The following is a 24,669-nucleotide window of genomic DNA, read 5'->3' as shown; positions in this document are numbered from 1 at the left end:
ACAGATACCGCGCAGGTCCCAAATACAGCGCTGTACCTGTGGGAATGGCCTTGTGTCGCAAAGCGGCCCCAAGGTTCAGATTTCCACAACAACGTTCGGCACAAGTTGCCCCTGCGCCGCCCTGCGCAGCTCCAGGATCGGCGACTTGCGCGCAAACGAACCACTGAGGTGGCGTTTCATCAGGTGCGCCGCCTCCAGGTTATCCCCTTCCTCCACCAGTTCGACCATGCGCAGGTGCTCGGCACACTGGGTATAAAGCCGCTTGCGGTCGATCATCGAGCGGTACTCGATCAACCGGCGCATGTTGTTCAACTGCCTGAGGATCATCAGATACAGTGGGTTGCCCGACAGCTTGATCAACTCCTCATGAAAACGAATGCCCGACTTCAGCAGCATGTCTGCAGGCAAGGTATCGATGCCACCGGCCAGCAGGTCGCTCTGCTCTTTCTTCAACCGCCGCAACACCTCGAGGTCGCCGATGAAGCTGCTTTCCAACAGCGCCGCTGGCTCGATCAGCGCACGCACTCGGTAGATCTGCTCGAGGGTTTCCGGGGTTTTGGCCACGTCGAGAAAGCGCCAGCCGTAGCCTGCCTTGGGTTCCGCCCAGCCGACCTTGGCCGCCCGGTTGAGTATGTCGGTGACCTGGAATTTGGTCAGGCCGTAGCGGTCACGCAGGTACTTTTCGGTTACCTCCGCCGGGATGGCGTCGTTGAGCCAGTCTTCGGAAAGCCGGTAGTACTCGGGCGGCTCTTCCAGCGAGGTGACTTCATCACTGCCCGGCACCATACCTCCCGGCATCTCCAGCACGAAAAAGCCACGGTTGGGAATCTGCTCCAGCAGTTTCTGCCCGGCGAGCGTGGTCAGCGCCTCTCGCGCGGGCGAGCGCGACACGTGGAAGCTGTCGGCCACCTTCTGCGCACTGAGGTGCGCGCCAGGGGCCAGTTCGCCCAGCTGAATCTTTTGCCGGATTTCAGAAACGATTCTCTGGACGAGGGTGCTCGATGCCATGTACCTGAACCAATCAAAGGAGGGTGTTTGCGCTACCGGATCTGCGCCACAGTATACGCGAGCATAGCCAACGAGAGCTCCTGAGAGCTGCGCCATGATCTGGCCCTGGTCAGCGGCATCATTCGGCACCGCGAATTCAGCTTGCTCGCAACCGACTATCTGTTTTGAGCCACAGAAGTTCTACAACTTGTTGCCGCTGCGAACTTTTTCCCGTTTACCGGTCTATGTGGGAGGCACAGAAAGGTAGCGGAACGCGAGACAAGCTTCGCCGACCACCTGCTGGCCAGATGGCTCAATTGTTATCAGAGGTTGGCTTCGCTCATGAAAATACATGTCGCAAGGTTGATGCTGCTCGGCCTGTTCTCGTTCGCGGCGATGGGCACGGCATCGGCAACACAAATGAAGGCGCCCGTAGTGGCAGCCCCGGTGGTTCAATCACCGTTGCAGCCTGCCGGCAACCCCTGGTCCAGGGTGGCCAGTGTGGCCGATGAACAGCCAGCCACACTGCTGGCCCACGATGACGACCGCTGGCATGACCACCGCAGCGACTGGCGCCGCGAACAGTGGCGCCGCGAGCAGGCCCGCCGTGATTGGGAGCGCCGGCGGGACTGGGAACGCCGACGCGACTGGGAACGGCGCCGCGACTGGGAGCACCGCCATGAGCGGGCCATGCACCACCGCTACAATGATGACCACCGCTACTATCGCCGTTGATCGCAAGCAGCCAACGCGCCCCCTGTAGGAGCGGCCTTGTGTCGCGATCGGGCCGCAGAGCGGCCCCGGCGATATCTGCTTCAATGCTGAAATCGTGGGGCCGCTCTGCGGCCCGATCGCGACACAAGGCCGCTCCTACAAGGTCCGCGCCAGTCAGGTGGGGGTATCCCCCGCCGCCTCGGCCTCCATCTTCAAACGGTCGGCCTTGCAAATGTACTTGGGCTTGCGCGGCGCCAGCTTGGCGCTGGCCTTCTTGGCATGCGCCTGCAGTAGCTGCTTGATCTTCTTGCGACGGTTCATTCTCACTCGACCTGTCAGTCCGGTTTGGCTGAACACATCATACCTTGCCTGGGCCAGCGTCTCGTTGACGTTATTTTCACGCTCGGCAGATTAGCGTCACGCCCTTTCCGGCCACGGGCACATCCGCTGGCCGCCAAGTACGACGAGGCATACGTGTCACACACTCCATCCCCCTCCTCGCCCAAACGCGTGGACTGGGCCGGCCTGGGCTGGCTTTTGCTGTTCTTCTGGTACTTCTCGGGCGTGACCCAGGCGTTGCTGCTGTTCAGTGGTACCACCGGGTTCGCCGGTTTTCGCGATGCATTCTTCCTCAGCAGCCTGTGGCTGGCCCCGGTACTGCTGCTGCCGCGCTTCACTCGCGCCACGGCAGCGGTCATCGGCCTGGTGTTGTGGGCTGCTTCGCTGGTGGGCCTGAGCTACTTCGGCATCTATCGCCAGGAGTTCTCGCAAAGCGTCATCTTCGTGATGTTCGAGTCCAACACCGCCGAGGCCGGTGAGTACTTCAGCCAGTACTTCAGCGCCTGGCTGGGCCTGGCACTGCTGCTGTACACGCTGGTGGCGGTGCTGCTGTGGAAGCGCGTACGCCCGGTCAGCCTGCCGCTGCGCAGCCGCCTGCCGGTGGTCGCCCTGTTGCTGCTGGCCAACCTGGTGTACCCGTTCTACAAGCAGATGGTCACCCAGGAACGCAGCTTCGCCGACGCGGCGGAAAAGGTGCAGCAGCGCATGGAACCCGCCGTGCCCTGGCAACTGCTGGTCGGCTACCGCCAGTACCGCCAGCAGCTGGACAACATGCAGGAGCTGCTGGCCAAGAACGCCGCGCTGCCGCCCCTGCAAAACCTGCGTGACAGCAGCGGTGCAGCGCCGCGCACGCTGGTGCTGGTGCTGGGCGAATCCACCACCCGCGAGCACATGCACCTGTACGGCTACAACCGCGACACCACGCCCAACCTCGATGCGCTGGCCGCCAGCGACAAGAGCCTGACGGTGTTCCGCAACGTGGTGTCGCCACGCCCGTACACCATCGAAGTGATGCAGCAGATCCTCACCTTCGGCGACGAGCAGAACCCGGACCGCTTCCTCACCGACCCGTCGCTGATCAACCTGATGAAACAGGCCGGCTACAAGACCTTCTGGATCACCAACCAGCAGACCATGACCAAGCGCAACACCATGCTGACCACCTTCTCGCAGCAGACGGACGCGCCGGTGTACCTGAACAACCAGCGCAACCAGAATGCCAGCCAGTACGACGACGTGGTGCTGACGCCGTTCGAGAAGGCCCTGCAGGACCCGGCGCCGAACAAGTTCATCATCGTGCACCTGCTGGGTACGCACATGGACTATCGCTACCGCTACCCGAACGACTACGCGCACTTCAAAGACCGCCAGGGGGTGCCCGGCAAGCTGACCGATGACCAGGTGGAAACCTACAACTTCTACGACAACGCGGTGCGCTACAACGACTACGTGGTGTCGAGCCTGATCAAGCGTTACTCGGCCAGTACCTCCAATGGCTTCCTGCTGTACCTGTCCGACCATGGCGAAGATGTGTACAGCTCTGGCAACCACGACCGCCTGGGGCGCAACGAAGGCGCGCCGACCCGGCCGATGTACACCATCCCGTTCTTGCTGTGGACTTCGCCCAGCTGGCAGGCCGAGCACCCGCGCGACCTGCAGGCGATGGCCGACCGCCCCTACAGCAGCTCGCACCTGATCCATACCCTGTCCGACCTGGCCGGGCTGAGCTATGACCGTTACGAACCGGCCAAGAGCCTGGTGAGCCCGCAGTTCGTGGTGGCACCACGCTGGATTGGCGACCCGTACCGCAAGGATGGTCTGCGCGAGTTCGACCACCTGCCGCTGGACAAGGCCGAGCGGGTGCGGGAGACGGCCAGTAGTGGCAAGAACCTGAACTGAGTGTTGCGCGGTAGGGATTGCCGGGGGCGCTTTGCGCCCCTTTCGCGACACAAGGCCGCTCCCACAAGGATGCGCACTGTCCTGTGGGAGCGGCCTTGTGTCGCGATGGGCTGCAAAGCAGCCCCACTGGCCCTGCACCGCGAACAAAGGTTTACCGCCCCAGCGTAAAACGCCATGCTTGGCGCATCTTTGGAATGAGAGATGCCCATGCTCACGGTGCAGGACCTGATCGATATCGAACTGCTCAAGTTGCAGGCCGTGGCTGGCGCGGCCGGCACCGGCAGGCTGATCACCTGGGCCCACACCGTCGACTTGCCAGACCCCTGGCGCTGGGTATCGCCAGGCGACCTGGTGATGACCACCGGCGTCGGCCTGCCCAGCGCCCAGGCAGACCAGGTGAGCTGGCTGGAGCAACTGGTGCAGAGCAACCCCAGTGCCCTGGTGGTGGCGCCGCGGGCCGATGCGCCGGCGCTGTCCGGCGAACTGCTGGCCGCCGCCGACCGCCTGTTGTTCCCGGTGCTGCATGGCAGCTTCGAACTGGAGTTCGTCAAGCTGTCGCACTACGTGATCGAGAGCGTGCTGCAGGCCCAGCGCGAGCGTTTCAACGCCAGCGAGCGGCTGTTCCAGACCTACGCCGACGCCTTGCGCAAAGCCCCCGACATGGCTGGGCGCCTGGCGATCCTGGCCGACACCCTCGGCCTCGACCTGGCCATCGAGGATGCCCCCAGCGGCACCACCGTGGTCGAAACCCGCCGGGCCGCGCAGGCTGCCGAGCGGGTGGAACGCATCCCGATCGGCGGCCGCGCCCGCGCCAACCTGCTGATGGCGCGCAAAGGCACCCGCACGCAGGATGACGCCATCCTGGTGCGCTCGCTGGTCGGCTTGCTGGGGGTGGAACTGGAACGCCTGATGATCCACCGCGACCAGCAGCGCGAAGAAGGCGCAGCGCTGTTGCGCAGCCTGCTCGACAGCGAGACGGAGTTCAGCCTGGCGCGGCCGATGCTGGAGCGTCGTGGCCTGGTCGGCACCTTGGTGAGCCTGGCGATCAGGCCGGGCAGCCACGGCCCGTGGAGCAGCGCCGACATCCACCAGGCCCCTGCCCTGCATCACTCCACGCCACTACTGCTCGACGACAAAGGCCTGCTGCTGGCGATCAGCCGTGACGACGCGCCAAGCCTGACGGCGCTGTGCCACAACCTCGGCGAGGGTACGGTAATTGGTATCAGCGGGCCGATCGCGGCGGCCACCGGCTTTCGCGAGAGCGTGCGCCAAGCCCGCCTGGCGCTGACCCAGGCCGAGGAAAGTGGCGCGCAGCAGCTGCGTTATGGCGAGGCGGAAACCGGCCTGATCATGGCGCCCAAGTCACTGGCCGAGGCGCGGGCGCTGGTGGGGCGTTACCTGGGGCCGCTGATCGAGCATGACCGCACCCAGGGTGCGGCGCTGCTGCAGACGTTGGTCACCTTTCTGCACAACGACGGCAACTGGAAGGCCACGGCGTATGATTTGGGGATTCACCGGCAGACGCTGGTGTACCGGCTGAAACTGGTGGAGCAGCTTACCGGGATCAAGCCGACCACTACCGGCGGGATTGCGCGGTTCTGGATTGCGATTCAGGCGGGGAAGAATACCGACCTGTTCGAGCATCTGGTCTAGGCCCTTGGGGGCGCTTTGCGCCCCTGTCGCGACACAAGGCCGCTCCTACAAGGAGATCGCATACAGGTCCGACCTGGTGCGATCCCCTTGTAGGAGCGGCCTTGTGTCGCGATGGGCCGCAAAGCGGCCCCAGATACACCTCAGTTCAACCCAACCTCTGCACCAGGCTGCTGCCCCCGCGGCCCCCGCACCATCGCATACGAAACCGCAATCACCACAATCGCAACCACGCATTGCCCCAGGCTCACCCGCATGCTCGGGTCGAAGGCCATGCTCACCAGCACCGCCACGATCGACCCGGTCACCAGCAACGGCAACCACGGATGCCCCCACATGGCGAACTTCAGCGTACCTTCCGCCACCCATTTGCGCCGCAGCCTGAGCTGCGACAGGCAGATCACCAGGTAGACGAACAGGAACACCGTGCCGGACGAGTTGATCAGGAACTGGAACACGGTATCCGGCCAAAGCGCCGCAATCACCACGCAGCCATAGCCCACCAAGGTCGAGGCAATCACCCCGCGTACGGGTACGCCATTGCCGCTGACCTTGGCCACCCAGCGTGGCGCCTCACCGTTGGAGGCCAGCACATAGAGCAACCGCGACGAGGTATACAGCCCGGCATTGAGTACCGACAGTACCGCCACCAGGATGACCACGGTGAGCATGTCGCCTGCGCCGGGAATGCCGATATGCTCCAGGGTGGTCACGAACGGCGACTTGCCGGGGGTGATCGAGGTCCATGGCTGTGCCACCACGATGAAGAACGTCGCCAGCACGAAGAACACCAGGATGCGCAGCATCACCGTGTTCACTGCCTTGCGGATGTTGCGCGACGGGTCTTCCGATTCGGCCGCTGCCAGGGTGGCGACTTCCACACCGGTCATGGAGAAGATCACCACCACCACCCCGGTGAACAACGCACCTACCCCATGGGGAAGGAAGCCGCCATGCTGGGTGAGGTTGGCAAAACTGGCGCTGGAGCCAGGCCACAGGTTGAACACGTACAACCCGGCCACGACCAGAAACACCACGATGGCCGCGACCTTGATGCCGGCGAACCAGTATTCGGCCTCGCCAAACGAGTGCACCGACATCAGGTTGAGCAAGGTCATGCCGACCATCAGGCCCAGGGCAATGGCCCACACCGGGATATCGGGCAGCCAGGCATTGATGATCTGCCCGCCGACCACGGCCTCGAAGCCGACCACGATCACCCAGAAGTACCAGTACAGCCAACCGGTCATGTACCCGGCCGGGCGCCCGAAGGCCAACCGGGCGTAGTCGACGAACGAACCTTTGGCCGGGTGCGCGGCGGCCATTTCGCCGAGCATGCGCATCACCAGCGCGACGATCAGGCCGGTGATGGCATAGGTGATGAAGGCACCCGGGCCGGTTGATGCGATAACCGCGCTGGACCCTACGAACAGACCGGCCCCGATCACACCGCCCAGGGCCAGCATGCTGATGTGCCGGGTCTTGAGGGCACGCTTGAGACGCGGGTCATGCTCCGACTGAATCGGCATTGGTTGTCTCCTTTTATTATTAGTAATCAACATTGCCGCTTCGCAAGGGTATGCAGGGGCCAGCGCATGGCCTATCGCAAAAAAACAGGTGCGCAGGCGCTGGCCTGTACAAATGTATGAAGGAAATTCGGGAAATTCGCAGAAGCGCGCTCTGTGTAGGAGCGGCCTTGTGTCGCGATAGGGCCGCGAAGCGGCCCCCGGCTTTCAGCGTTACAGCAACAATTGCTGGGGCCGCTTTGCGGCCCTTTCGCGACACAAGGCCGCTCCTACAACGGTCGGCGAGATGCTCAGGCAGATGTAGAACAGCTGCCCTGCCGGGCACTCCCCCGCACCGCCTCGGCCAGTTTGCGCAGGTTGGCCTGGTGGGCATTGACCAGGCTGGCGATGCTGTTGTCCGCGGGCGTCTGCAGCGAGGTACGGCAGGTCAGTTCGGCCGCACCCGGGCGCGTCAGGCGCCATACCGCCTCCAGCGATGCATAGCGCCCCGGCACGCTATCGAAGCGCTGCACGTCCACCCGCAGCAACGCCTTGCCGCCACCCACCGGCCCGCCCAACTGGTCCTGCAAGGCGCTGCGGAACTCATCCACCAGGTCGGCCCCCCACCACTCCGTCTCGAGGATGGCCAGGCCGCTCTGCCCTTGCCGCACCACCAACTGCGGGCGGTCCACCTGCGGCGGCACGGCCACCCTCGCCACCTGGATGCGCTGGCCACCGTCGCGCACCGGTTCGCTCGGTACCAGCGTGTGATAGTTGTTCGGGGTACTGCTGCAGCCCCACAGCACGGCCAGCAGGCCAGCGCCACACACATTGCGCAGTCGATGCATCGGCTGTCTCCTCAGGGTTCAAGGTCGGCGGCAGCGGCCGCTTTCGGCCGGCCGCGTATCAGCGACTCGGGGTGCCGGCCCAGGTAATCGGCAAGGTCACGCAGCGAACGCGACATGCGCTCCAGTTCGTCCAGGGTTTCGCCCATCCGCTCGCGCTGCGGCGAGTCTTCGGAAATGGCCGAATTGGCGGTGCGCAGGGTCTTGTGCACTTCGTCCAGCGCCACCTTCACGTCCGGCAGCGTCTGGCCATTGAACTGCTTGAGGCTGGCGCGCAACTCTCGCAGGCTGCCGTCCAGGTTGTTGGCGATGCTCTCCAGCGGCAGTTTGCTGATGCGCTCCACCACCCGTTGCAGCTGTTCCTGCAACTGCTCCAGGCTGCCGGGCAAGGTGGGGATGGTGATAGGGTCTGCGGTCTTGTCGAAAGCCACCTTGGGGGCATCGGGGTAGAAGTCCAGGGAAATGAACATCTGCCCGGTGATCAGGTTGCCGCTGCGCGCCTGGGCCCGCAGCCCGTGCTCGACGAAGGTGCCGATCAGCCGGCGCGCGCCGTCCATGTCGCCTTCGGCATGCTTGAACACGGACAGCATCTTGCGGTGCACCGGCCCCAACCGCTGCGGGTAGATCACCGCATCGACCACCACCGGGAAGGTCTGCCGGGTGGCATCGTAGTCGAGCTTGACCGAAGTGACCCGGCCAAACTCCACCCCCTTGAACTCCACCGGCGCTCCCACCGACAGGCCGCGCATGGCCTGGTCGAAGCGCAATTGCAGGTACTGCGCCTGGCCACTGGGCGGTGCCAGGGCGGCGTCACGGTCGGCAAACAGCTGGAAGCGCGCCTGGTCGGCAGCGGGCTCGGCTTGCGGGGCGAAGTCGGGCGAGCCAAAGGCCAGCCCGCCCACTAGGATCGACGACAGTGATTCGGTATCGATCTTCAGGCCGTTGGCACCGATCTGCATGTCGACGCCACTGGCGTTCCAGAAGCGGGTATCGGCGGTGACGAAGCTGTCGTAGGGGGCCTGCACGAACACGCCGATCTCCACGCCCTTGCCATCGCCCTGCAGGGCAAAGGACACCACCTCGCCCACCGGGATCTTGCGGTAGTAGATCGACGAGCCAATATCCAGCGACCCCAGGTCACTGGCGGTGAGCACAAAGCGCTTGCCCTTTTCGTCGTAGGTGATCGGCGGTGGCAGCTCCAGGCCGACAAAGGACTTCTCCGGCACTTTCGATGCGCCGGAATCCGCCCCGATGAAACTGCCCGACAGCAGCGTGTCCACACCGGACACGCCGCCCACGCCAATGCGTGGCCGCACCACCCAGAAGCGCGCCCCCTGGGTGGCGAACGCGCGGGCGTCGTTGGACAGCTGGACCTTGGCGACCACGCTCTTCTTGTCGTCGGCCAGGTCCACCGTAGTGACTTCGCCGATCACCACGCTGCGGTACTTGACCTGGGTCTTGTGCGCCACCAGCCCTTCCCCGGTGTGGAAGGAAATGGCGATGACCGGGCCCTGCTGCATCCAGTTGCGCACCACCAGCGAAGCGCCGATCAGGATCGCCAGTATCGGCACGATCCATACCAGCGACACACTCCAGCGCCGGGTGTGCACTTCAACCTGCCCCGCGCCCTCGCGCTTGTCAGTCTGTTGCACCATCAATGCGGCCTCCCTCGTTGGCACGGCTATCCCAGATCAGGCGTGGATCGAAGCTCATCGCAGAAAACATGGTCAGTACCACCACCATGCCGAAAAACAGGATGCCCACCCGCGGCTCGATGGTGCCCAGCCCGCGCAGCTGCACCAGCGCCGCCACCAGCGCCACCACCATCACATCGAGCATCGACCAGTAGCCGATCAGCTCGACGAAACGGTACAGCTGCGAGCGCTGTCGGCAAGCCCAGGTAGAGCCGCGCTGGGCGGTGAACAGCAACAGGCCGAGCGAAAAGAACTTGATGGCCGGCACGCCCACGCTGGCAATGAAGATGATCAGTGCGATGTCCCAGGCCCCTGCCTCCCAGAACTCCAGCACACCACCGCCAATGGTGCTTGCGCTGCCACTGCCGAGCATTTCGGTGTGCATCACCGGCAGCAGGTTGGCGGGGATGTAGAAAACCAGCGCCGCCAGCAGAAACGCCCAGCCGCGGCTGATGGCATTGGCCTTGCGCCGGTGGATGGCGGCACCACAGCGCTCGCAGGTGTGCTTGCCGCTGCCCAGTTCGCAGGCCTGGCCGCAGCCATGGCACAGGCACAGGCCCAGGTCGTCGGCGTTGGCCGGGGTATTCATACCTGCTCCCAAAGGTCGCGGATGTCCTTGCCGGCAATATGGATGATCAGCATGCTCAGTGCGGCCAGGGCCAGCAGGCCGATGCCGGGTATCACATCGAGCAACCCCGCCAGCTTGATCACCGCCACCATCGCCCCCAGCAGGCACACCTCCAGCATGCTCCACGGCCGCAGGCTCTCCAGGCTGCGCATGCACAGGGCAAAGCCGGGGGCGCGCTGGCCGGCCAGGGCGAAACTCAATAGCCAGCACAACAGGGTAATCTGCAGCACCGGCGCAAAGATGATCGACAAGGCCATGACCAGGGCGATGAAGGTGATACTGCCGTGGCTGAGGATCTGCACCGAGTCCCATAATGTCGCGGAATGGGTGAGCCCCTGCATGCCGATGGTCATCACCGGGTAGAAATTGGCGAACACCAGCAGGATGCCACCCGTCACGCTCAGGGCAAGCCGCTGCTGCACGGTCAGCGAGGTGTGCCGGTACAGCACGCCGCCACAGCGCTGGCAAACGGCGCGCTGGTGCTTGAGCAGCGGCGCACGGTGGTACACCGTGTCACAGTACTCACAGATGATCAGGTGCTGGGTCTGGCTCATGGGGTTTCCACAGGTAGCCCGGATTCACGCCGTGATACGCAGGCGAACCACGCTTGATATCCGGTTTAGACCATCCCGGCAAAACTGCCATCATCGGCAGCAAAGGCGAACTATTCTGTGAAACGGGATCCCCACCCGCTGGAGGTTTGCCATGCGTACGATGACGTGGAGTTGCCTGCTGGTGCTGCTGTGCGCGGCATCGGCAACCCAGGCGCAGTCGGTGGTGCCGCTCAAGGGCCAGAGCAGCCAGCAGATGCAACTGGATATCAATGATTGCAATACCGTCGCGACCAATGCCGCGAACAGTGCCGCGACCTCCAGCGACCCCCATGTCGGTGGCCGGGTACGCGGTGCCGCGGCCGGCGCGGTTGCCGGTGCGGCAGGCGCGCAGGTGCGCGGCAACCAGCACGACGAGCTGTATGACCGGGTCGGTGACGATGCCAAAGAGCAATACCGGCAGAACCGCGCCGGCGAAGTGGCCGCCGCCGGTGCTGCGGTCGGTGGCATGCGCCAGCGTCAGGACCGCCGTCAGGACCGGCGCGGCCAGGACGAAGCGAAAGCCCAGGCTCATGCCAGTGCCTATGCCGGGTGCCTGCAAGGGCGCGGCTATCAGGTCAACCCCTGACCAACGGGCACGCCATGCTCCTGCACGGCGTGCCCGTATCAGAACTTCGCCAGCTGCTCCCGGCAGAACTCCACGAACAACTGCGCCGGCTTGGTCAGCTGCACCCGCTTCAACCAGGCCGCCGCCAGCCCTGACAGCGCCACTGGCTCGGCGATATCCAGCATGGCCAGGCGTTGCCCGTCGTAGGTGTACTCCGAGTGCGGCCGCGTCACCAGCAGCGAAAAACCGAAGCCCTGCCCGACCATGCCGCGCACCATCTCGATCGACGGCGAGCTGAAGACGATGTTGGGCGTGAGGCCCATTTCGTTGAAAAGGCTGACGAAGTAGGTACGGCTGGGGGCCACGTCCAGCAGGATCATCGGCTCCGGGCACAGGTCACGCAGCGACACCTGGGCCTGCCCGGCGAAGCGGTGGTTCTCGGGCAGCAGCACATAGGGTTTCTGCGGCGGCATCAGCGGCTCGGCCTCGATGGTGCCGTCCAGGTCATGGTCGTAGAGGAACGCCAGGTCGAAGGTACCGGCGGTCAGGCCCTGGATCAGGTCCTGCTGCTCGCCGTCGCGCAGGCGGATATCCACCCCCGGGTAACGCTGGCGAAAGCCGGCGATCAGGCGCGGCAGGTACAGCGGTGCCACGGTTTCGAAGCAGCCGATGTCGATTTGCCCGGCCACGGTGTCGTTGTCGGCCAGGGCGTTCTGTTCGAATTCGTGGGCCATCTGCAGCAGCGACTTGGTCTTGGCATAGAAGCGCTTGCCGCTGGGCGTCAGTGACACACCCTGGGCGTGGTGACGGATGAACAGCTGCACGCCGAAGCTTTCCTCCAGGCTCTTGATGGCCGTGGAGATGGAAGGCTGGGCGATGTACAGCTGGCGTGAAGCCTCGGCCACGCTGCCGGCCTCGACGGTAGTGACGAAGTACTTGAGTTGTCGCAATGTGTAGGCCGCCACGGGCACCTCTCTGACGCCGGTCTGGGCGCGCTGGGATCATGCCTGTCACTTTACCCTTGGCAGCGGCTGGGTGGGGGCCGGGTGATGAAGGATTTACCTATGGCTTGAGCAGGTTTTTTGTAGGGGGACTTTAGCCGCGAAGAATCCGACGCGGCGCATGGCACGGGCTTCGCCGGTGTTCGCGGCTAAAGCCCACAGGAGCCTGGCAGCCCGCTGGTCAAATACCCCTGATTGTCTTTACTAGTACTCATCGGCTCCAGACATAGGGCGTGCGCTTATGAAGATCGTGGTCACCAGCATCCTCGTCGACGACCAGGCCAAAGCCCTGGCTTTCTACCACTACGTACTCGGTTTCGAGCCCAAGCACGATATCCCCATGGGCCGACACCGCTGGCTGACGCTCACTTCCCCCAACGACCCCAACGGCGTCGAGCTGCTGCTCGAACCCGACGCGCACCCGGCCGCCAAGGTCTACAAGGCCGCGCTCAAGCAGGATGGCATCCCCGCCACCTCGTTCGGCGTGCGTGACATCCAGGCCGAATATACCCGGCTGTGCGCGGCAGGCGTGCAGTTCACCCAGACGCCCACCGACATGGGGCCCGTCACCGTAGCGGTGTTCGATGACACCTGCGGTAACCTGATCCAGATCGCCCAGAAACACTAGCGATGTTCAGGACCCCACGGGCAGGCGCAAGGTCGCGCGCAACCCATGTGGCGCCTGGTTGCGCAACTGCACGCTGCCACCCAGGCGGGTCATGATGGTGCTGACGATCGACAACCCAAGCCCGGCGCCATTGGTCGAGCCCTTGCTGTAGAAGCGCTCGAACACCCGCTGCTGGTCGACTTCGGCGATGCCAGGCCCTTCGTCATCGACACTGACCAGCAAGGCCTGCCCTTCGCGCTGCAGTGTCACGGTGACCCGACCGCCTGCCGGCGAATGGTCCACTGCATTAGCCACCAGGTTCTGCAAGGCGATACCCAGCGCGCCAGCGTCGGTATGCAAGTGGTAGTCGCCGGCGGCGATGTCCAGCGAAGGCTCCAGCCCGCGCTCCAGGATCCATGGGGTCAGCTCGGCAAGGGTCTCGGCCACCACGCCCTCCAGGTCCACCCGCGGCCAGTCGCGCCGGCCTGGCCGCGGCTCCAGGCGGGCCAGGGTCAACAGCTGGTTGACCACCCGGGCAAGGCGGTCGACACCGCCCATCAGGAACTGCAGGGCCTTGTCACGCTCGGCAGCGCTGTCTGCATTGAGGGCGTTCTGCGCATGCAGGCGCAGGATGGCCAAGGGCGTGCGCATCTCGTGGGCAGCGTCGGCGATGAAACGGTGCTCGCGGCGCAGCAGGTCATCGATCTGCCCGAGCAGGCGGTTGATCGCCGCCTGCATCGGTTCCAGCTCCTTTGGCAACGGCACCAGTTGCAACGGCTCGAGCGACTCGGCGTGGCGGGCGCGGATCACCCTGGCCATGTTCTGCAGCGGCCGCAGCCCCCAGCCTATGGCCGCCCACACCAGCAAGGCCAGGGCCAGGCTGCCGAACAGGAATGGCAACAGCGTGTGCCGCACGATGCGTTCGATCAGGTCGTCACGCACGTCATTGCGCTCGCCCACCCAGATCACCCAGTGTTTTTCCGGCACCGGCAAGACGAAACTGCGCCAACGGCGCCCGTCCACCACCACGTCGGCAAACCCTGGCACCCGCGGCGCCTGCCCCAGCTGGGGGGCGCTGGGCGTGTGCACCAGCAGCCCGTTGTCGTCGGCCCACACCTGGAAGGCCAGCTTGCTCTCGTAGCGGTGCCCCACCTTGTGGTGCCCGGCCTTGCTCAAGGCCTCGTCGAAGGCACGGTACAACTCGTCACGGCTCTGCTCCTGCACCGGCAGGCTCATGATGCCCTGCAGCAGCCGGGCGTTCTGCGCCAGGTGGGCGTCGTACACCTCGTTAATTTCGTGGCGGCTGTCGTGGTAGTTGTACAGCGCCAGCAACCCGCTGCCGACCAGCAACAGCAGCATCACCCGCCACAAGGTGCGTTGGCGCAGCGAGCTCATGCCTTGCGTTCCACCAGGTAGCCAATCCCGCGCACGGTGCGGATCAGGCCGTTGAACAGCTTCTTGCGCAGGTGGTAGATGTTCACTTCCAGGGTGTTGCTCTCCGGCTCTTCATCCCAGCCATACAGCAACTGGGTCAAGCGTTCGCGGGTGAACACCTTGCCCGGCTGGGCCAGCAATTCGTGCAGCAGCAGGTATTCCTTGGGCGTGAGCACCACCGGCTGGCCCTGGTAGTGCACCTGTTGGCTGACCGGGTCCAGGCACACCCCGGCGTGTTCGATCAACACCCGCGCACGGCCACTGCTGCGCCGCAGCAAGGCCCGCAAGCGGGCCTTGAGTTCGTTGAGGTCGAAGGGTTTGACCAGGTAGTCGTCGGCGCCGGCGTCCAGCCCGGCGATGCGGTCCTCGGTGGCGTCGCGGGCGGTCAGCACCAGCACCGGCAGGCTCTTCCCGGCCGCACGCAGGCGCCGCAACAACTCGATGCCATCCAGGCGCGGCAAGCCCAGGTCGAGAATGGCCAGGTCAAATTCCTCGTGGCACAGGGCATGCAAGGCGCTGGCGCCATCCTGCAGCCAGTCGAGGGTATAGCCCTCGCGGCGCAGGCCGTCACAGATCCCCTCCCCCAACGCGGCATCGTCTTCTACCAGCAGCAGGCGCATGCTTAATCCTGTTTGTCCTTGATCGCTTTGAGTAAAGCATCGATTTCACCGCGCCGGCCCTGGTCGGCCAGCTCCCGCCCGGGACGGGGCGGTGCCTGCAACGCCTTTTGCAGAGCGGCGCGGGCTTCGTCGTAGCGGTTCTGCCGGTACAGGTGGTCAGCCCAGAAGTAGTTGCTGTCGATTCCGTCGGGGTTGATCGCCAGCGCCTGGCGCAGCATGGCCTCGGCCTTGGCTTGGTCGCCGAAGCTCAGCGGCCAGCCGGGCACCTGGTCGTACAGCGCGCCCAGGCTGGTGTAGGCCGAGCCCTGCAGGGCCTTGGGGTCCATGGCCAGGGCCTTTTCCAGGCTGGCGCGGGCGGCCTTGACCTTGCCCAGCGCGCCCAACCCGCCGGTGGCACCGGCCCAGCTGCTGTTGACGATGCCGTCCCAGATCAGCGGCTCGGCCGAGCCCGGGTGCTGGCGCACCAACGCCGCCGACTGTACCGCCAGGGCCTCGAACGCCCCGGCACGCTGGGTTTCGGGCAGGTTGTAGCGAATAACCGCCCAGCGCTGCTGGATGGCATTGAGTTGCTGGGTACCGTTCTGGTCGAGGGCCCAGGTGAACGGGGCGATGGCCAGCAGGCCGGCCAGTATCAGTCGTTTCATTTGCTCGACTCCTTGCTGTGCCAGGTGCTGTAGCGGCGGATCAGCGGCAGTTGCTTGCGCAGGGCGCGGTCGACCACGCCCGGCAGCATGCCGTTAAGGCGCACGAAGAGTTTTTCCGGCCAGCCCAGGTACAGTTCGCTGCGCTCGGCCTGCACCGCGTCGAGCACTGCCCGGGCGACATCCTGCGGGTCATCGACGCCTACCTTCAACGCCTGGTTCAGGGCCTGCGCGGCGCTGCTGTTCATCGTCGTGCGGGTGGTGCGCGGTGCGGCATACAGCACGTTCACCGAGGTGTCGGCAAGCTCGCGGCGCAATGCCTCGGAGAACCCGCGCAAGGCAAACTTGCTGGCGCAGTAGGTGGCATAGCCGGGGTAGCCGATCGAGCCGTAGATCGACCCCACGTTCACCACCAACGCACTGGGCTGCGCGCGCAGCAACGGCAGGCACAGGCGGGTGAGCTGCACGGCGGCCTTGATGTTGAGGTCGAACAACTCGTCCAGGGCGGCCTCGTCCATCTGTTCGAGCAAGGCGAAGCGGTTGACCCCGGCGGCGTTGATCAACAGGTTGCAACTGCCCATCGCCCGCGCCGCCTCCAGCACGTCACGGCGGCCTTCGGCGCAGCGCAGGTCGGCCTGCTGCCAACGCAGTTGGCCGGGGTAGCGCGCCATCAGTTCGGCCAGCTTGCCCTGCTGCCGGCTGACCGCCAGTACGCGGCCCCCGGCGCTGCAAAGCTGGTCCGCCAGCTCCAGGCCGATGCCACCGCTGGCGCCGGTGAGCACCGCCACGCAATCAGGCAAGCGCATGCTGTACCTCCTGCTGCGCGTTACGCGGCAGCCCTTCGAACATGGCCGTGTACAGGCGGTACACCACTTTGGCAGCGTGGATTACTGCTTGCTGGTCCTCGGCTTGGTCCAGGCGGTTCATCAGGCCACGGTAGGTGGCCATGTGGTCCTGGTCCAGGGCGCCATGGGAACTCAGGTAGCTGAACGCCTGGTCCGGCAGGCCGAGGCTGCCCTGCAGGGTACCGGCAGCCTGGGTGGCCAGGGCAATGCTGGTGCCTTCGAGCACGTTGACCATGCCGAACAGCCCGACCGGGTTGCTACGGGCAATCTGGTCGTAGAGAAAGGCCACCATCAGCTCGACAGGCAATGCCGGGCGGCCGCCCGCCACCTGCTGGGGGTCGCCACCGCAGGCGGCGATGTCATCGAGAATCCAGCGCTCATGGCCGTACTCCTCCTCGATGTACTCGCACACTGCGCCGCGCAGCCACTCCAGCCGCGCCGGCAAACGGGCCCCGCAGGCCATCATCAAGGGTACGGTGTGCCGCACGTGGTGGTAGGCCTGGGTCAGAAAGGCCACATAGGCCTCGAGGCTGGCCTTGCCGGCCAGCGCGTCGCGGATGACCGGGACGCTGAACAATGCCGTACGCTCGTCGGCGGTTTCCTGCTGCAGCGTATCGAAGAAAAGCATGGCAAACCTCGTGGGTCATTGAAGGTCGGATAACAGGGACTGGTAACACCGCAGGATCTGTTCGCGGCGTGGCCGGCCGTTGGCGGTAAGGGTTTGCCCGGCGGCACTCAAGGGTTCGGGCAGGCGCCGCCAGGCATGCACCCGGGCATAGTCCGGCAGGCCGGCATTGGCCTGACGGATGGCCTGTTCGAGGGTGTGGTCGTCAGCCTGCGGGTCCAGCGGCCAGATCAGCGCCAGGTTGTGCGCCAGGCCTTCGCCGTGGACGAACGCCTGGGCGATCACCCCGCCCTGGGTCAGTTCGGCCTCGACCCACTCGGGGTTGACGTTGCGCCCGAAGCTGGTGCTGTACTGGTGCTTCTTGCGCCCGGCCAGGTACAGGAAACCGTCGCTGTCGAAGTGGCCCAGGTCACCGGTCGGCAACCACGGCTCGCTGAAGGGCGGCTCGCCCAGGTAGCCGAGCAACGCCGAACCGGCCACCTGCACTTCGCCGTCTTCGGCAATGCGCACCTGCACATGCGGCAGCGGCCGCCCGACACTGCCCGGGCGGTGCGCCCCGGGGCGATTGAGGCATACCACCGAGGCGCATTCGGACAAGCCATAGCCCTCGAACACCGGCAGCCCGACAGCCTTGGCCCGGGCCAGCAGGCTCGGTGCCACCCGCGCGCCGCCCACCGCCACGAAGCGCAACGGGCCGACCCGCATCAGGCCGCGCTCGATGGCAGTGACCAGCCCAAGCAGCAGTTGCGGCACCAGGATCAGGCTTTCGGCCCCACTCAAGGCGATGGCGCCCAGCAATTGCTTGAAGTCGACCTGGCTGGCACCGCGAAAGCCCAGTTGCGCCTGCGGGTACAGGGCAATGCTCGCCCCGGCCAGCAGGGCCGCGTACAGGCCCAGGTTCTCCAGCAGCACCGCCAGGGGCAATACCGCCAGGTACTTGCCTGGCGCCGTGGGCCGGCTGGCGGCCTCCAGTTCACGCGCTACCCGCAGCATGGCATCGGCGCTCAGGCATACGCCCTTGGGTGCACCGGTGCTACCGGAGGTGTAGGTGACTTTCGCGGTACCCAGTGGCAAGGGTGCGGCCGCTGGCGGCCGCCGGCTCCAGAAGCGCTCACTGGCAGTGAAGCCGCTGGCGTGCAAGTCGTCAGCGAAAGCCTCGTCGGCCAGCGCCAGCACCGCCCCGCTCTGTGCCAGGCAGTGGCGGCGCTGGGCGCTGCTGAAGAACGCCGGCAGGATGACGATGGGGCGGGCCGCGAACAGCGCTGCCAGGTCCCAGAACAGCGCCTCGGGACCGTTCTCCAGGGCCAGGGCGAAGGTGCCCGATGGCTGCGCGCTCAACCAGGCCTGGCGTTGCTCGACCTCGTCCAGCAATTGTTGATAGATGAACGGCCCGCCAAGGCCCAGCAACGCCGGTTGCGCCCCTCGGTGACGAGCGTGCAGGTGCAACACTTCCCTGAACAGTTGGCATTCACGCGGCATGGCCGGCCTCCTGCACGCTCGCGGGCAAGCCCAGCCGCTCGAAAACGCCGCCGCGGGCCAGGGCTGCATGGCCGTAGTCGATGTTGCCGACGAACACTTGCGGGTGCTGCGCGTAGTAACTGCCCCAACTGTCGGCATCGCCGTTCAGCCGGCCAGGGTCGGCCACGGCCAGCGCCGTGGGCACCAGGCCCAGGCGATGAAAGCTGTTGACCAGGGTCGCGGCACCGGTGAAGGCCACCCACTGCAAGCCGCGAGCGGCCAGCAACCAGGTCACGGCAATGATCATGATCCGCGCGCTGCCGGCGCTGAGCGCGGCCAGGTTGCCCACTTCGACCAACTGCGTACGGCTGACCGGGCTGGCCGACAGCCGGGTCACGGCCGCTTCCAGCGGTTCATCCAGGTAACGCTCGATGAAGGTCGGGCCACTGCTGGCCAGGCGTATGCCGGCAGCGGCCATCAGGCGCCCGTGGCTGTCATGCAGGCCGAGCAGTTCGGGCAGGTAGTGCTGCACGTCGGCGTGGTGCGCGCAGGCAAAGCGGGCGTGAATGAACTGTTCCAGCTCGTCGCGCCCCGGCTCCCCCGGGTGTTTCAGTGTCATGTGGGCAAGGCGATCGCCGTGGTTGCCGATAGCCAGTGGAAACAGGCTGGCGCTGTCTGCCTGGGTCATGGCTGTCCCCCTTTCAAGTCAGGTCTCGGGGGCAGTATCAGGGGGCAATCTGAAGCCAATCTGAAGTGCTACATTTGCCATTGCCCTCATGCGCACCAACAAGGAAAACAGATGCGCCACGAATTCAGCGAAGTGCTCAACGACCTGGTCGACTACTTTCTGCTCGGCGATATCCAGCTGCTCGAGCGCTTCAAGCAACAACATGAATTGCCCGACGACCTGGCCCATGCGTTCACCCATGGCGACAGCGGCGACCAGGCCGTGCGTGAAGGGATCGTGCTGCCATTGGCCGGGGTCGATAACCTGCCCTACCGCATCCTGTTCACCCTGGACAACCACACCCCGGCTCTGCGCGAACCCGGCAGCCGCCTCAAGCACCGCCGCAATGGCTATGTGCTGCAGGTCGAGCACGGTGCGCTGATGCTGTACACCTGGCGCATCCTGCAGCACTTCACGCCCAAGACACTGGGTGACCTGATGGCGCGCTACCAGGTGCCGGGGCGGCCGATCATCGAGCTGGACAATGGCTGGTATGACGTGGAGGTGCTGGCGGGTGCGCTGGTGCGGGACGGGCTGTACGAGCCGGCGTTCGAGTTCGTGTTGAAGAAGCGCTGGAGCCGGGGCGAGGCTGCCGGGGTGGATACCGGGTATGCCTTTGGGTTGCGTGGCTATTTCGACTGATGGGTTGACTGTACCGGCCTCTTCGCGGGCTTGCCCGCTCCCACAGGTACTGCACAGATATCGAGAACTGTGCTGTACCTGTGATGCCAGAGCCTTTGGACTGCGTGGCTATTTCGACTGATGGGTTGACTGTGCCGGCCTCTTCGCGGGTGAACCCGCTCCCACAGGGCACAGTGGTATCCCTGTGGGAGCGGGCAAGCCCGCGAAGAAGCCGGTACTGGCAGCCTAAACCTTCATGTGTGGTTGATATCGCGATCCTTGGTCTCCGGCAGGAAGAAGATCCCCAGCACCGCCGTCATCACCGCAATCACGATCGGGTACCACAAGCCGTAATAGATATCTCCGGTCGCCGCCACCATGGCAAACGCCACGGTCGGCAGGAAGCCGCCGAACCAGCCGTTGCCGATGTGGTAAGGCAGCGACATCGAGGTGTAGCGGATACGCGCCGGGAACAGCTCCACCAGCCAGGCCGCGATCGGGCCGTAGACCATGGTCACGTAGATCACCAGAATGGTCAGCAGCAACAGCACCATCGGGTAGTGGATCTTCGCCGGGTCGGCCTTTTCCGGGTAGCCGGCTTCCTTCAACGCTCCGCTCAAGGTCGCGGTGAAGGCGTCGCTCTGTGCCTTGAAGTCCGCTGCCGCCAGGCTGCGTCCATCAAAGCTTGGCAGCACCCGTTCACCAATGCGGATCTGCGCCACGCTGCCAGGCTCGGCCGCTTCGTTGGTATAGGGGATGGCCCGCTTGGCCAGCAGGCTCTTGGCGATATCGCACGAGCTGGTGAATTTGGCCTTGCCCACCGGGTCGAACTGGAACGCGCACTGGGCAGGGTCTGCCATCACCACTACCGGGTTCTGCTCCTGGGCGACGAACACGTCCGGATTGCCGTACTGGGTCAGTGCCTTGAAGATCGGGAAGTAGGTCAGCGCGGCGATGATGCAACCGGCCATGATGATTTTCTTGCGGCCGATGCGGTCGGACAGGCTGCCGAAGAAGATGAAGAACGGTGTGCCGATCAACAGCGAACCGGCAATCAGCAGGTTGGCGGTCTGCGGCTCGATCTTGAGCATCTGCAACAGGAAGAACAGCGCATAGAACTGCCCGGTGTACCACACCACGGCCTGGCCGGCGGTGCCGCCGAGCAGCGACATGATCACCACCTTGAGGTTGTCCCAGCGGGCGAACGATTCGGTCAGTGGCGCCTTGGACGCCTTGCCCTCGGCCTTCATCTTCATGAACACCGGCGACTCGTTGAGCTGCATGCGGATGTACACCGAAATCGCCAGCAGCAATATCGACAGCAGGAACGGCACCCGCCACCCCCAGGCCTCGAATACCTCGTTACCCATGGCCGTGCGGCAGGCCATGATCACCAGCAGCGAGAGGAACAGCCCCAGAGTGGCCGTGGTCTGGATCCAGGCGGTGAAGAAACCGCGCCGGCCCTTGGGTGCATGCTCGGCCACGTAGGTGGCCGCGCCGCCGTACTCGCCACCCAATGCCAGGCCCTGCAGCAGGCGCAGGCTGATGAGGATGATCGGCGCGGCCACGCCGATCGTGGCATAGCTGGGTAACAGGCCCACCACAGCGGTGGACAGGCCCATGATGACGATGGTGATGAGGAAGGTGTACTTGCGCCCGATCATGTCACCCAGGCGGCCGAACACGATGGCGCCGAATGGCCGCACGGCAAAGCCGGCGGCAAAGGCCAGCAAGGCGAAGATGAACGAGGTGGTTTCATTGACCCCGGCAAAGAAATGCTTGGCGATGATCGCCGCCAGGGAGCCGTACAGGTAGAAGTCGTACCATTCGAATACCGTGCCCAGGGATGAGGCGAAGATGACCTTGCGCTCCTCCCGGGTGATACCGCGTTGGGGCGCGCTGCCCGTGGATGTGCTGTCGAGAACCGCCATGGGGTGCCTCCGTCTTGTCGTCATGCAGGCCGGGAGCACCTCAAATCTTTTTCACCATCGCACCCAGGCCCTGGGGGGCTTGCTTTGGATATGCGAAGCACGACGAGGCAGGCCGCCTCGGATCGCAGCAAGGTAACTGAAGCATAATAGGCTTTGCCGGGATATCCACTTGAGCCTCGCGCAATCCGTGTAGGATCGCGTGAGCCTGGGGAGAAAGGTCAGCGCAAGAACTGCAGGACTTCCGCCAGTACCCGCTCGGCCTGCTCCCGATGCGGCACATGGCCACAACCTTGCAGCAGGCGCATCCCCCCCGGGCCGCCAGCCAGCGCCACCAGCCGCTCGGGGTGTGCCGGCGAGCCGAACTCGTCGTTGTCGCCATGCAGGCTCAACAGCGGGCAGCGTACCTGCGGCAGCAGCGCATCCAGGCTCCAGTCGGCAAAGTGCTCGGACAACCAGTTGTCCACCCAGGCACGCAATACCCACTCGGCCTTGCCGCCGTGGTAGCGCTCCAGCCGTTGCAGCTGCCCGGGTTCGGCAAACTGCTGGTCGGCCACGCGAATGCCCTCAAGGGTACGGGCCTCGACAAACGCCTGCGCCGATTCGGTAATCAGCCCCACACACTGGCTGGCGAAGGCCGCCGCACAGGCCACGGCCATGCCGCCGCCAACGCTGTGGCCGAAGACAATGAAATCGCCAATGCCAAAATGCTCGCGCAGCGCCGTGAACCCCTGCTGTACCTCGTCCTCGACAAAGCCCAGGCGCAAGCTGCCGGGGTGGGCGTCGGAGCGGCCAAAGCCCAGGCGATCGTAGGCGATTACCCGGTGCCCGGTGGTTTGCGCAAGCTGCGCCGGGAACTCGCGCCACAGGGCAACGCAACCCAGCGAATCGTGCAGCAGGACGATAGGCGCGCCCTGCGCCTGCAGCGGCGCCCATTCCTGGGCGAAGAGCTTGCCTTGTGCGGTGTCGATCCAGTGCTCGCGGGTGTGCAGGTTGCTCATGGAGCCTCCGTTGCCGGTACCGGCCCTTTCAGCTCGACCTGGTTGCCATCAGGGTCGTAGCAGTACAGCGACAGCGCCTCGCCTTCGGCGCCATAGCGTTTTTCGGCAGGTTCGACTTCAACCCCCGCAGCTTGCAGGTAAGCCGTAAGTGCAGCCTCGTCGAACGGCTCGATGCGCAGGCAGAAATGGTGCAGGTTGCGCCCCTCGGCCCCCGGTGCCGCCCCACCAGGCTGGCCCAAGGGACCGTCCAGGGTCACCAGGTCGATCATCGCCGTGCCTGTGGCCAGGTGGACCATACCCAGGTCTTTGCGCACGCGGCTGACCGTGCAGCCGAGCAGTTGGGTGTAGAAAGCGACACTGCGCTCCAGGTCGCTGACCCGCAGGACGAGGTGGTCGATATGCTTGATGACGAATGGTCGCATGCCAAGGCTCCTTGTGGCCGCTGGATTCCTGCGGAAGCGGGCGTGCCCGCGAATCAGGCGTTGCGGTGAATGACACGGGCTTCGCCCGCTCTCATGGAACTGCACATAACTCATTGAATTAGCAGGGCCCCTGTGGGAGCGGCTTTAGCCGCGAACACCGGCGCAGCCGGTGCCATGCACCGCGTTGGATTCTTCGCGGCTAAAGCCGCTCCCACAGGGTACGAGGATCGCTTGCGAATTCAGTTATCTGCGCGACAGCGCAGCCCAAAGAGCTGGACAACCTCCCACAGGGGATCACGCAAGCCCGATGAGATTCACCACCATAGCCCACGTGCGCATGGCATGACCATATCCAGTTACTCGTTTACCAACCGTTGCAGCACGCCCCCTTCATGGCGGGCCAGGATGCGCAGCAGTTGATCGACCAGCGCCCGGTCCGGCGCATCCAGGTGGAAGTGGTGCCCGCCCGGATGCCAGGAGATCTTCGCCTGGCTGGGCAAGGCCGCCTGGCGCCGGGTAAAGGCTTCACCAGTAAATGCCCCCTGGCGGCCGAACAGCAGGTACAACGGGCAACGGATCTGGCTGAGCAGGTCGCAGGCTTCGCGCTCGGTCAGCGGCATGGGTTCGGGCAGCACCAGGCGTGGGTCGTGGCGCCAGCAATAGCCCTCGCCCAGCTGCAGCAGGTCGCGCAGCGCCAGCAGCCGTGCCGCTTCTTCCGACAGCCCGGTATCCAGGCGCTCGCGGCGTTGTTCCAAGGCTGTGTCCAGGTCCTCGAAACGGCCGACGTCCGGCTCGGCAAAACCCTGCAACTGGCTGCGCTGCACCATGCGCTTGAGCCGGTAGGCCCTGGCCAGGTGCTGCACGCGGTCGTCCTCGGCCACCGTGAACGGTGCGCCCATGCCGTCGAGGAAGGTCATGCTGGCAATACCGCTGGTCATGGCCGCCAGCAGCGACGCCACCCCGGTGCCCATGCCATGGGCCAGCACATGGAATTGCGCCAGGCCCAGGCTGTCGGCCACCGCCAGCATGTCCTCGGCATGTTCCCACAGGTAGTAGCCACTGTCGTGGCGGCGATGGTCCGAGCGGCCGTGGCCGACCAGGTCGGGAGCGACCACGAAGCAGCCGTCGAGCATCGGTGCCAGGCGCTCGAACGAGGCGGCGTTGTCCAGCCAGCCATGCAGGGCCAGCACCGGGATGCCATCCTCCGCCCCCCAGGTCCGTACCGCAATTTCAATACCGTCGAGGTCCAGCAGGTGATCCTTGGGACTGCACAGCGAATGCATCGTAGTTCTCCCTGATAGAGCGCCGGCCCATGGCCAG

General features: G+C 65.1%; 25 protein-coding genes. 6 read left to right on the top strand and 19 right to left on the bottom strand.

The features are described from left to right. Positions 1-75 precede the first annotated feature (75 nt). Positions 76-1,008 (bottom strand): GntR family transcriptional regulator, encoded by a 933-nt coding sequence (locus ABNP31_RS10295; RefSeq protein WP_075044840.1) that lies wholly within the window; start codon positions 1,006-1,008, stop codon positions 76-78. A 345-nt stretch (positions 1,009-1,353) separates the two neighbouring features. Between ABNP31_RS10295 and ABNP31_RS10290 the strand changes: the two genes are divergently transcribed. Next, positions 1,354-1,722, top strand: coding sequence for a hypothetical protein (locus ABNP31_RS10290; RefSeq protein WP_075044839.1), 369 nt, complete (start codon positions 1,354-1,356; stop codon positions 1,720-1,722). Positions 1,723-1,875: 153 nt separating this feature from the next. Here ABNP31_RS10290 and ABNP31_RS10285 read toward each other — a convergent pair whose 3' ends face one another. After that, the gene (locus ABNP31_RS10285) at positions 1,876-2,022 is read right to left on the bottom strand and encodes a DUF2986 domain-containing protein (protein ID WP_023662626.1); all 147 of its coding nucleotides are present in this window, start codon (positions 2,020-2,022) and stop codon (positions 1,876-1,878) included. A 153-nt stretch (positions 2,023-2,175) separates the two neighbouring features. Between ABNP31_RS10285 and ABNP31_RS10280 the strand changes: the two genes are divergently transcribed. Both ABNP31_RS10280 and ABNP31_RS10275 read left to right on the top strand, forming a co-directional pair. Beyond that, positions 2,176-3,939 carry a phosphoethanolamine transferase CptA gene (locus ABNP31_RS10280; protein WP_085663286.1) on the top strand — a complete coding sequence of 588 codons (1,764 nt, stop codon included), beginning with the start codon at positions 2,176-2,178 and terminating at the stop codon, positions 3,937-3,939. Between the two features lie 201 nt (positions 3,940-4,140). Further along, complete coding sequence (locus ABNP31_RS10275; protein ID WP_350013278.1) at positions 4,141-5,592, top strand: PucR family transcriptional regulator; 1,452 nt, start codon at positions 4,141-4,143, stop codon at positions 5,590-5,592. 140 nt (positions 5,593-5,732) lie between these two features. Here the strand turns inward: ABNP31_RS10275 and ABNP31_RS10270 are convergent, their stop codons facing one another. From ABNP31_RS10270 to ABNP31_RS10250, 5 genes are all read right to left on the bottom strand, one after another. Continuing rightward, positions 5,733-7,118: an amino acid permease gene (locus ABNP31_RS10270; RefSeq protein WP_085618504.1), complete on the bottom strand. Its 1,386-nt coding sequence runs from the start codon at positions 7,116-7,118 to the stop codon at positions 5,733-5,735. 287 nt (positions 7,119-7,405) lie between these two features. Next, a complete protein-coding gene (locus ABNP31_RS10265; RefSeq protein WP_350013277.1) occupies positions 7,406-7,942 on the bottom strand; it encodes a PqiC family protein in 537 nt (178 codons plus the stop codon). 11 nt (positions 7,943-7,953) lie between these two features. Next, the gene (locus ABNP31_RS10260; protein WP_350013276.1) at positions 7,954-9,594 is read right to left on the bottom strand and encodes an intermembrane transport protein PqiB; all 1,641 of its coding nucleotides are present in this window, start codon (positions 9,592-9,594) and stop codon (positions 7,954-7,956) included. Further along, entirely contained in the window at positions 9,578-10,222 is a 645-nt protein-coding gene (locus ABNP31_RS10255) for a paraquat-inducible protein A (RefSeq protein ID WP_085592668.1), read from the bottom strand. Before ABNP31_RS10255 ends, ABNP31_RS10260 begins: the two co-directional genes overlap by 17 nt. Then, positions 10,219-10,815, bottom strand: a complete 597-nt coding sequence (locus ABNP31_RS10250) for a paraquat-inducible protein A (RefSeq protein WP_025338639.1) — start codon at positions 10,813-10,815, stop codon at positions 10,219-10,221. Before ABNP31_RS10250 ends, ABNP31_RS10255 begins: the two co-directional genes overlap by 4 nt. A gap of 151 nt (positions 10,816-10,966) precedes the next feature. Between ABNP31_RS10250 and ABNP31_RS10245 the strand changes: the two genes are divergently transcribed. After that, entirely contained in the window at positions 10,967-11,440 is a 474-nt protein-coding gene (locus ABNP31_RS10245) for a YMGG-like glycine zipper-containing protein (protein ID WP_025338638.1), read from the top strand. A 38-nt stretch (positions 11,441-11,478) separates the two neighbouring features. On the opposite strand, the gene ABNP31_RS10240 is transcribed toward ABNP31_RS10245, so the two are convergent. Then, complete coding sequence (locus tag ABNP31_RS10240; protein ID WP_025338637.1) at positions 11,479-12,384, bottom strand: LysR family transcriptional regulator; 906 nt, start codon at positions 12,382-12,384, stop codon at positions 11,479-11,481. A 277-nt stretch (positions 12,385-12,661) separates the two neighbouring features. Here ABNP31_RS10240 and ABNP31_RS10235 point away from each other — a divergent pair, with 277 nt between their 5' ends. Continuing rightward, on the top strand, positions 12,662-13,048 hold the full coding sequence (locus ABNP31_RS10235) for a VOC family protein (protein ID WP_085663281.1): 387 nt from the start codon (positions 12,662-12,664) through the stop codon (positions 13,046-13,048). Between the two features lie 6 nt (positions 13,049-13,054). Here ABNP31_RS10235 and ABNP31_RS10230 read toward each other — a convergent pair whose 3' ends face one another. The 7 genes from ABNP31_RS10230 to ABNP31_RS10200 are packed head-to-tail and all read right to left on the bottom strand — an operon-like array spanning position 13,055 to position 19,338. After that, on the bottom strand, positions 13,055-14,422 hold the full coding sequence (locus tag ABNP31_RS10230; RefSeq protein ID WP_075044830.1) for a sensor histidine kinase: 1,368 nt from the start codon (positions 14,420-14,422) through the stop codon (positions 13,055-13,057). After that, positions 14,419-15,081, bottom strand: a complete 663-nt coding sequence (locus tag ABNP31_RS10225) for a response regulator (protein ID WP_075044829.1) — start codon at positions 15,079-15,081, stop codon at positions 14,419-14,421. Before ABNP31_RS10225 ends, ABNP31_RS10230 begins: the two co-directional genes overlap by 4 nt. A gap of 2 nt (positions 15,082-15,083) precedes the next feature. After that, on the bottom strand, positions 15,084-15,725 hold the full coding sequence (locus ABNP31_RS10220) for a tetratricopeptide repeat protein (RefSeq protein WP_085663280.1): 642 nt from the start codon (positions 15,723-15,725) through the stop codon (positions 15,084-15,086). Further along, a complete protein-coding gene (locus tag ABNP31_RS10215) occupies positions 15,722-16,528 on the bottom strand; it encodes an SDR family oxidoreductase (protein ID WP_085592678.1) in 807 nt (268 codons plus the stop codon). The genes ABNP31_RS10220 and ABNP31_RS10215 overlap by 4 nt, the downstream gene beginning before the upstream one ends. Beyond that, the gene (locus ABNP31_RS10210; RefSeq protein WP_085663279.1) at positions 16,515-17,195 is read right to left on the bottom strand and encodes a TenA family transcriptional regulator; all 681 of its coding nucleotides are present in this window, start codon (positions 17,193-17,195) and stop codon (positions 16,515-16,517) included. The genes ABNP31_RS10215 and ABNP31_RS10210 overlap by 14 nt, the downstream gene beginning before the upstream one ends. 15 nt (positions 17,196-17,210) lie before the next feature. After that, the gene (locus tag ABNP31_RS10205; RefSeq protein WP_350013275.1) at positions 17,211-18,671 is read right to left on the bottom strand and encodes an AMP-binding protein; all 1,461 of its coding nucleotides are present in this window, start codon (positions 18,669-18,671) and stop codon (positions 17,211-17,213) included. After that, positions 18,661-19,338 carry a thermostable hemolysin gene (locus tag ABNP31_RS10200; RefSeq protein ID WP_085663277.1) on the bottom strand — a complete coding sequence of 226 codons (678 nt, stop codon included), beginning with the start codon at positions 19,336-19,338 and terminating at the stop codon, positions 18,661-18,663. The genes ABNP31_RS10205 and ABNP31_RS10200 overlap by 11 nt, the downstream gene beginning before the upstream one ends. A 111-nt stretch (positions 19,339-19,449) precedes the next feature. Here ABNP31_RS10200 and ABNP31_RS10195 point away from each other — a divergent pair, with 111 nt between their 5' ends. Then, entirely contained in the window at positions 19,450-20,019 is a 570-nt protein-coding gene (locus ABNP31_RS10195) for a hypothetical protein (RefSeq protein WP_023662794.1), read from the top strand. Between the two features lie 233 nt (positions 20,020-20,252). Here ABNP31_RS10195 and ABNP31_RS10190 read toward each other — a convergent pair whose 3' ends face one another. The 4 genes from ABNP31_RS10190 to ABNP31_RS10175 all read right to left on the bottom strand — a co-directional run bounded on the left by ABNP31_RS10190 (position 20,253) and on the right by ABNP31_RS10175 (position 24,632). Further along, a complete protein-coding gene (locus tag ABNP31_RS10190; RefSeq protein WP_085663276.1) occupies positions 20,253-21,929 on the bottom strand; it encodes an MFS transporter in 1,677 nt (558 codons plus the stop codon). A 218-nt stretch (positions 21,930-22,147) separates the two neighbouring features. Next, entirely contained in the window at positions 22,148-22,927 is a 780-nt protein-coding gene (locus ABNP31_RS10185) for an alpha/beta fold hydrolase (protein WP_350013274.1), read from the bottom strand. Next, entirely contained in the window at positions 22,924-23,349 is a 426-nt protein-coding gene (locus ABNP31_RS10180; protein WP_350013273.1) for a VOC family protein, read from the bottom strand. The genes ABNP31_RS10185 and ABNP31_RS10180 overlap by 4 nt, the downstream gene beginning before the upstream one ends. Positions 23,350-23,705: 356 nt before the next feature. Next, positions 23,706-24,632 (bottom strand): alpha/beta fold hydrolase, encoded by a 927-nt coding sequence (locus ABNP31_RS10175; protein ID WP_085618479.1) that lies wholly within the window; start codon positions 24,630-24,632, stop codon positions 23,706-23,708. Positions 24,633-24,669: the final 37 nt, after the last annotated feature.

It is taken from the genome of Pseudomonas asiatica (genome assembly GCF_040214835.1).
Classification (GTDB): domain Bacteria; phylum Pseudomonadota; class Gammaproteobacteria; order Pseudomonadales; family Pseudomonadaceae; genus Aquipseudomonas; species Aquipseudomonas putida_Z.
Note: the sequence above shows the minus strand (reverse complement) of the source record. Positions and strands in the feature narration are given on the sequence as shown.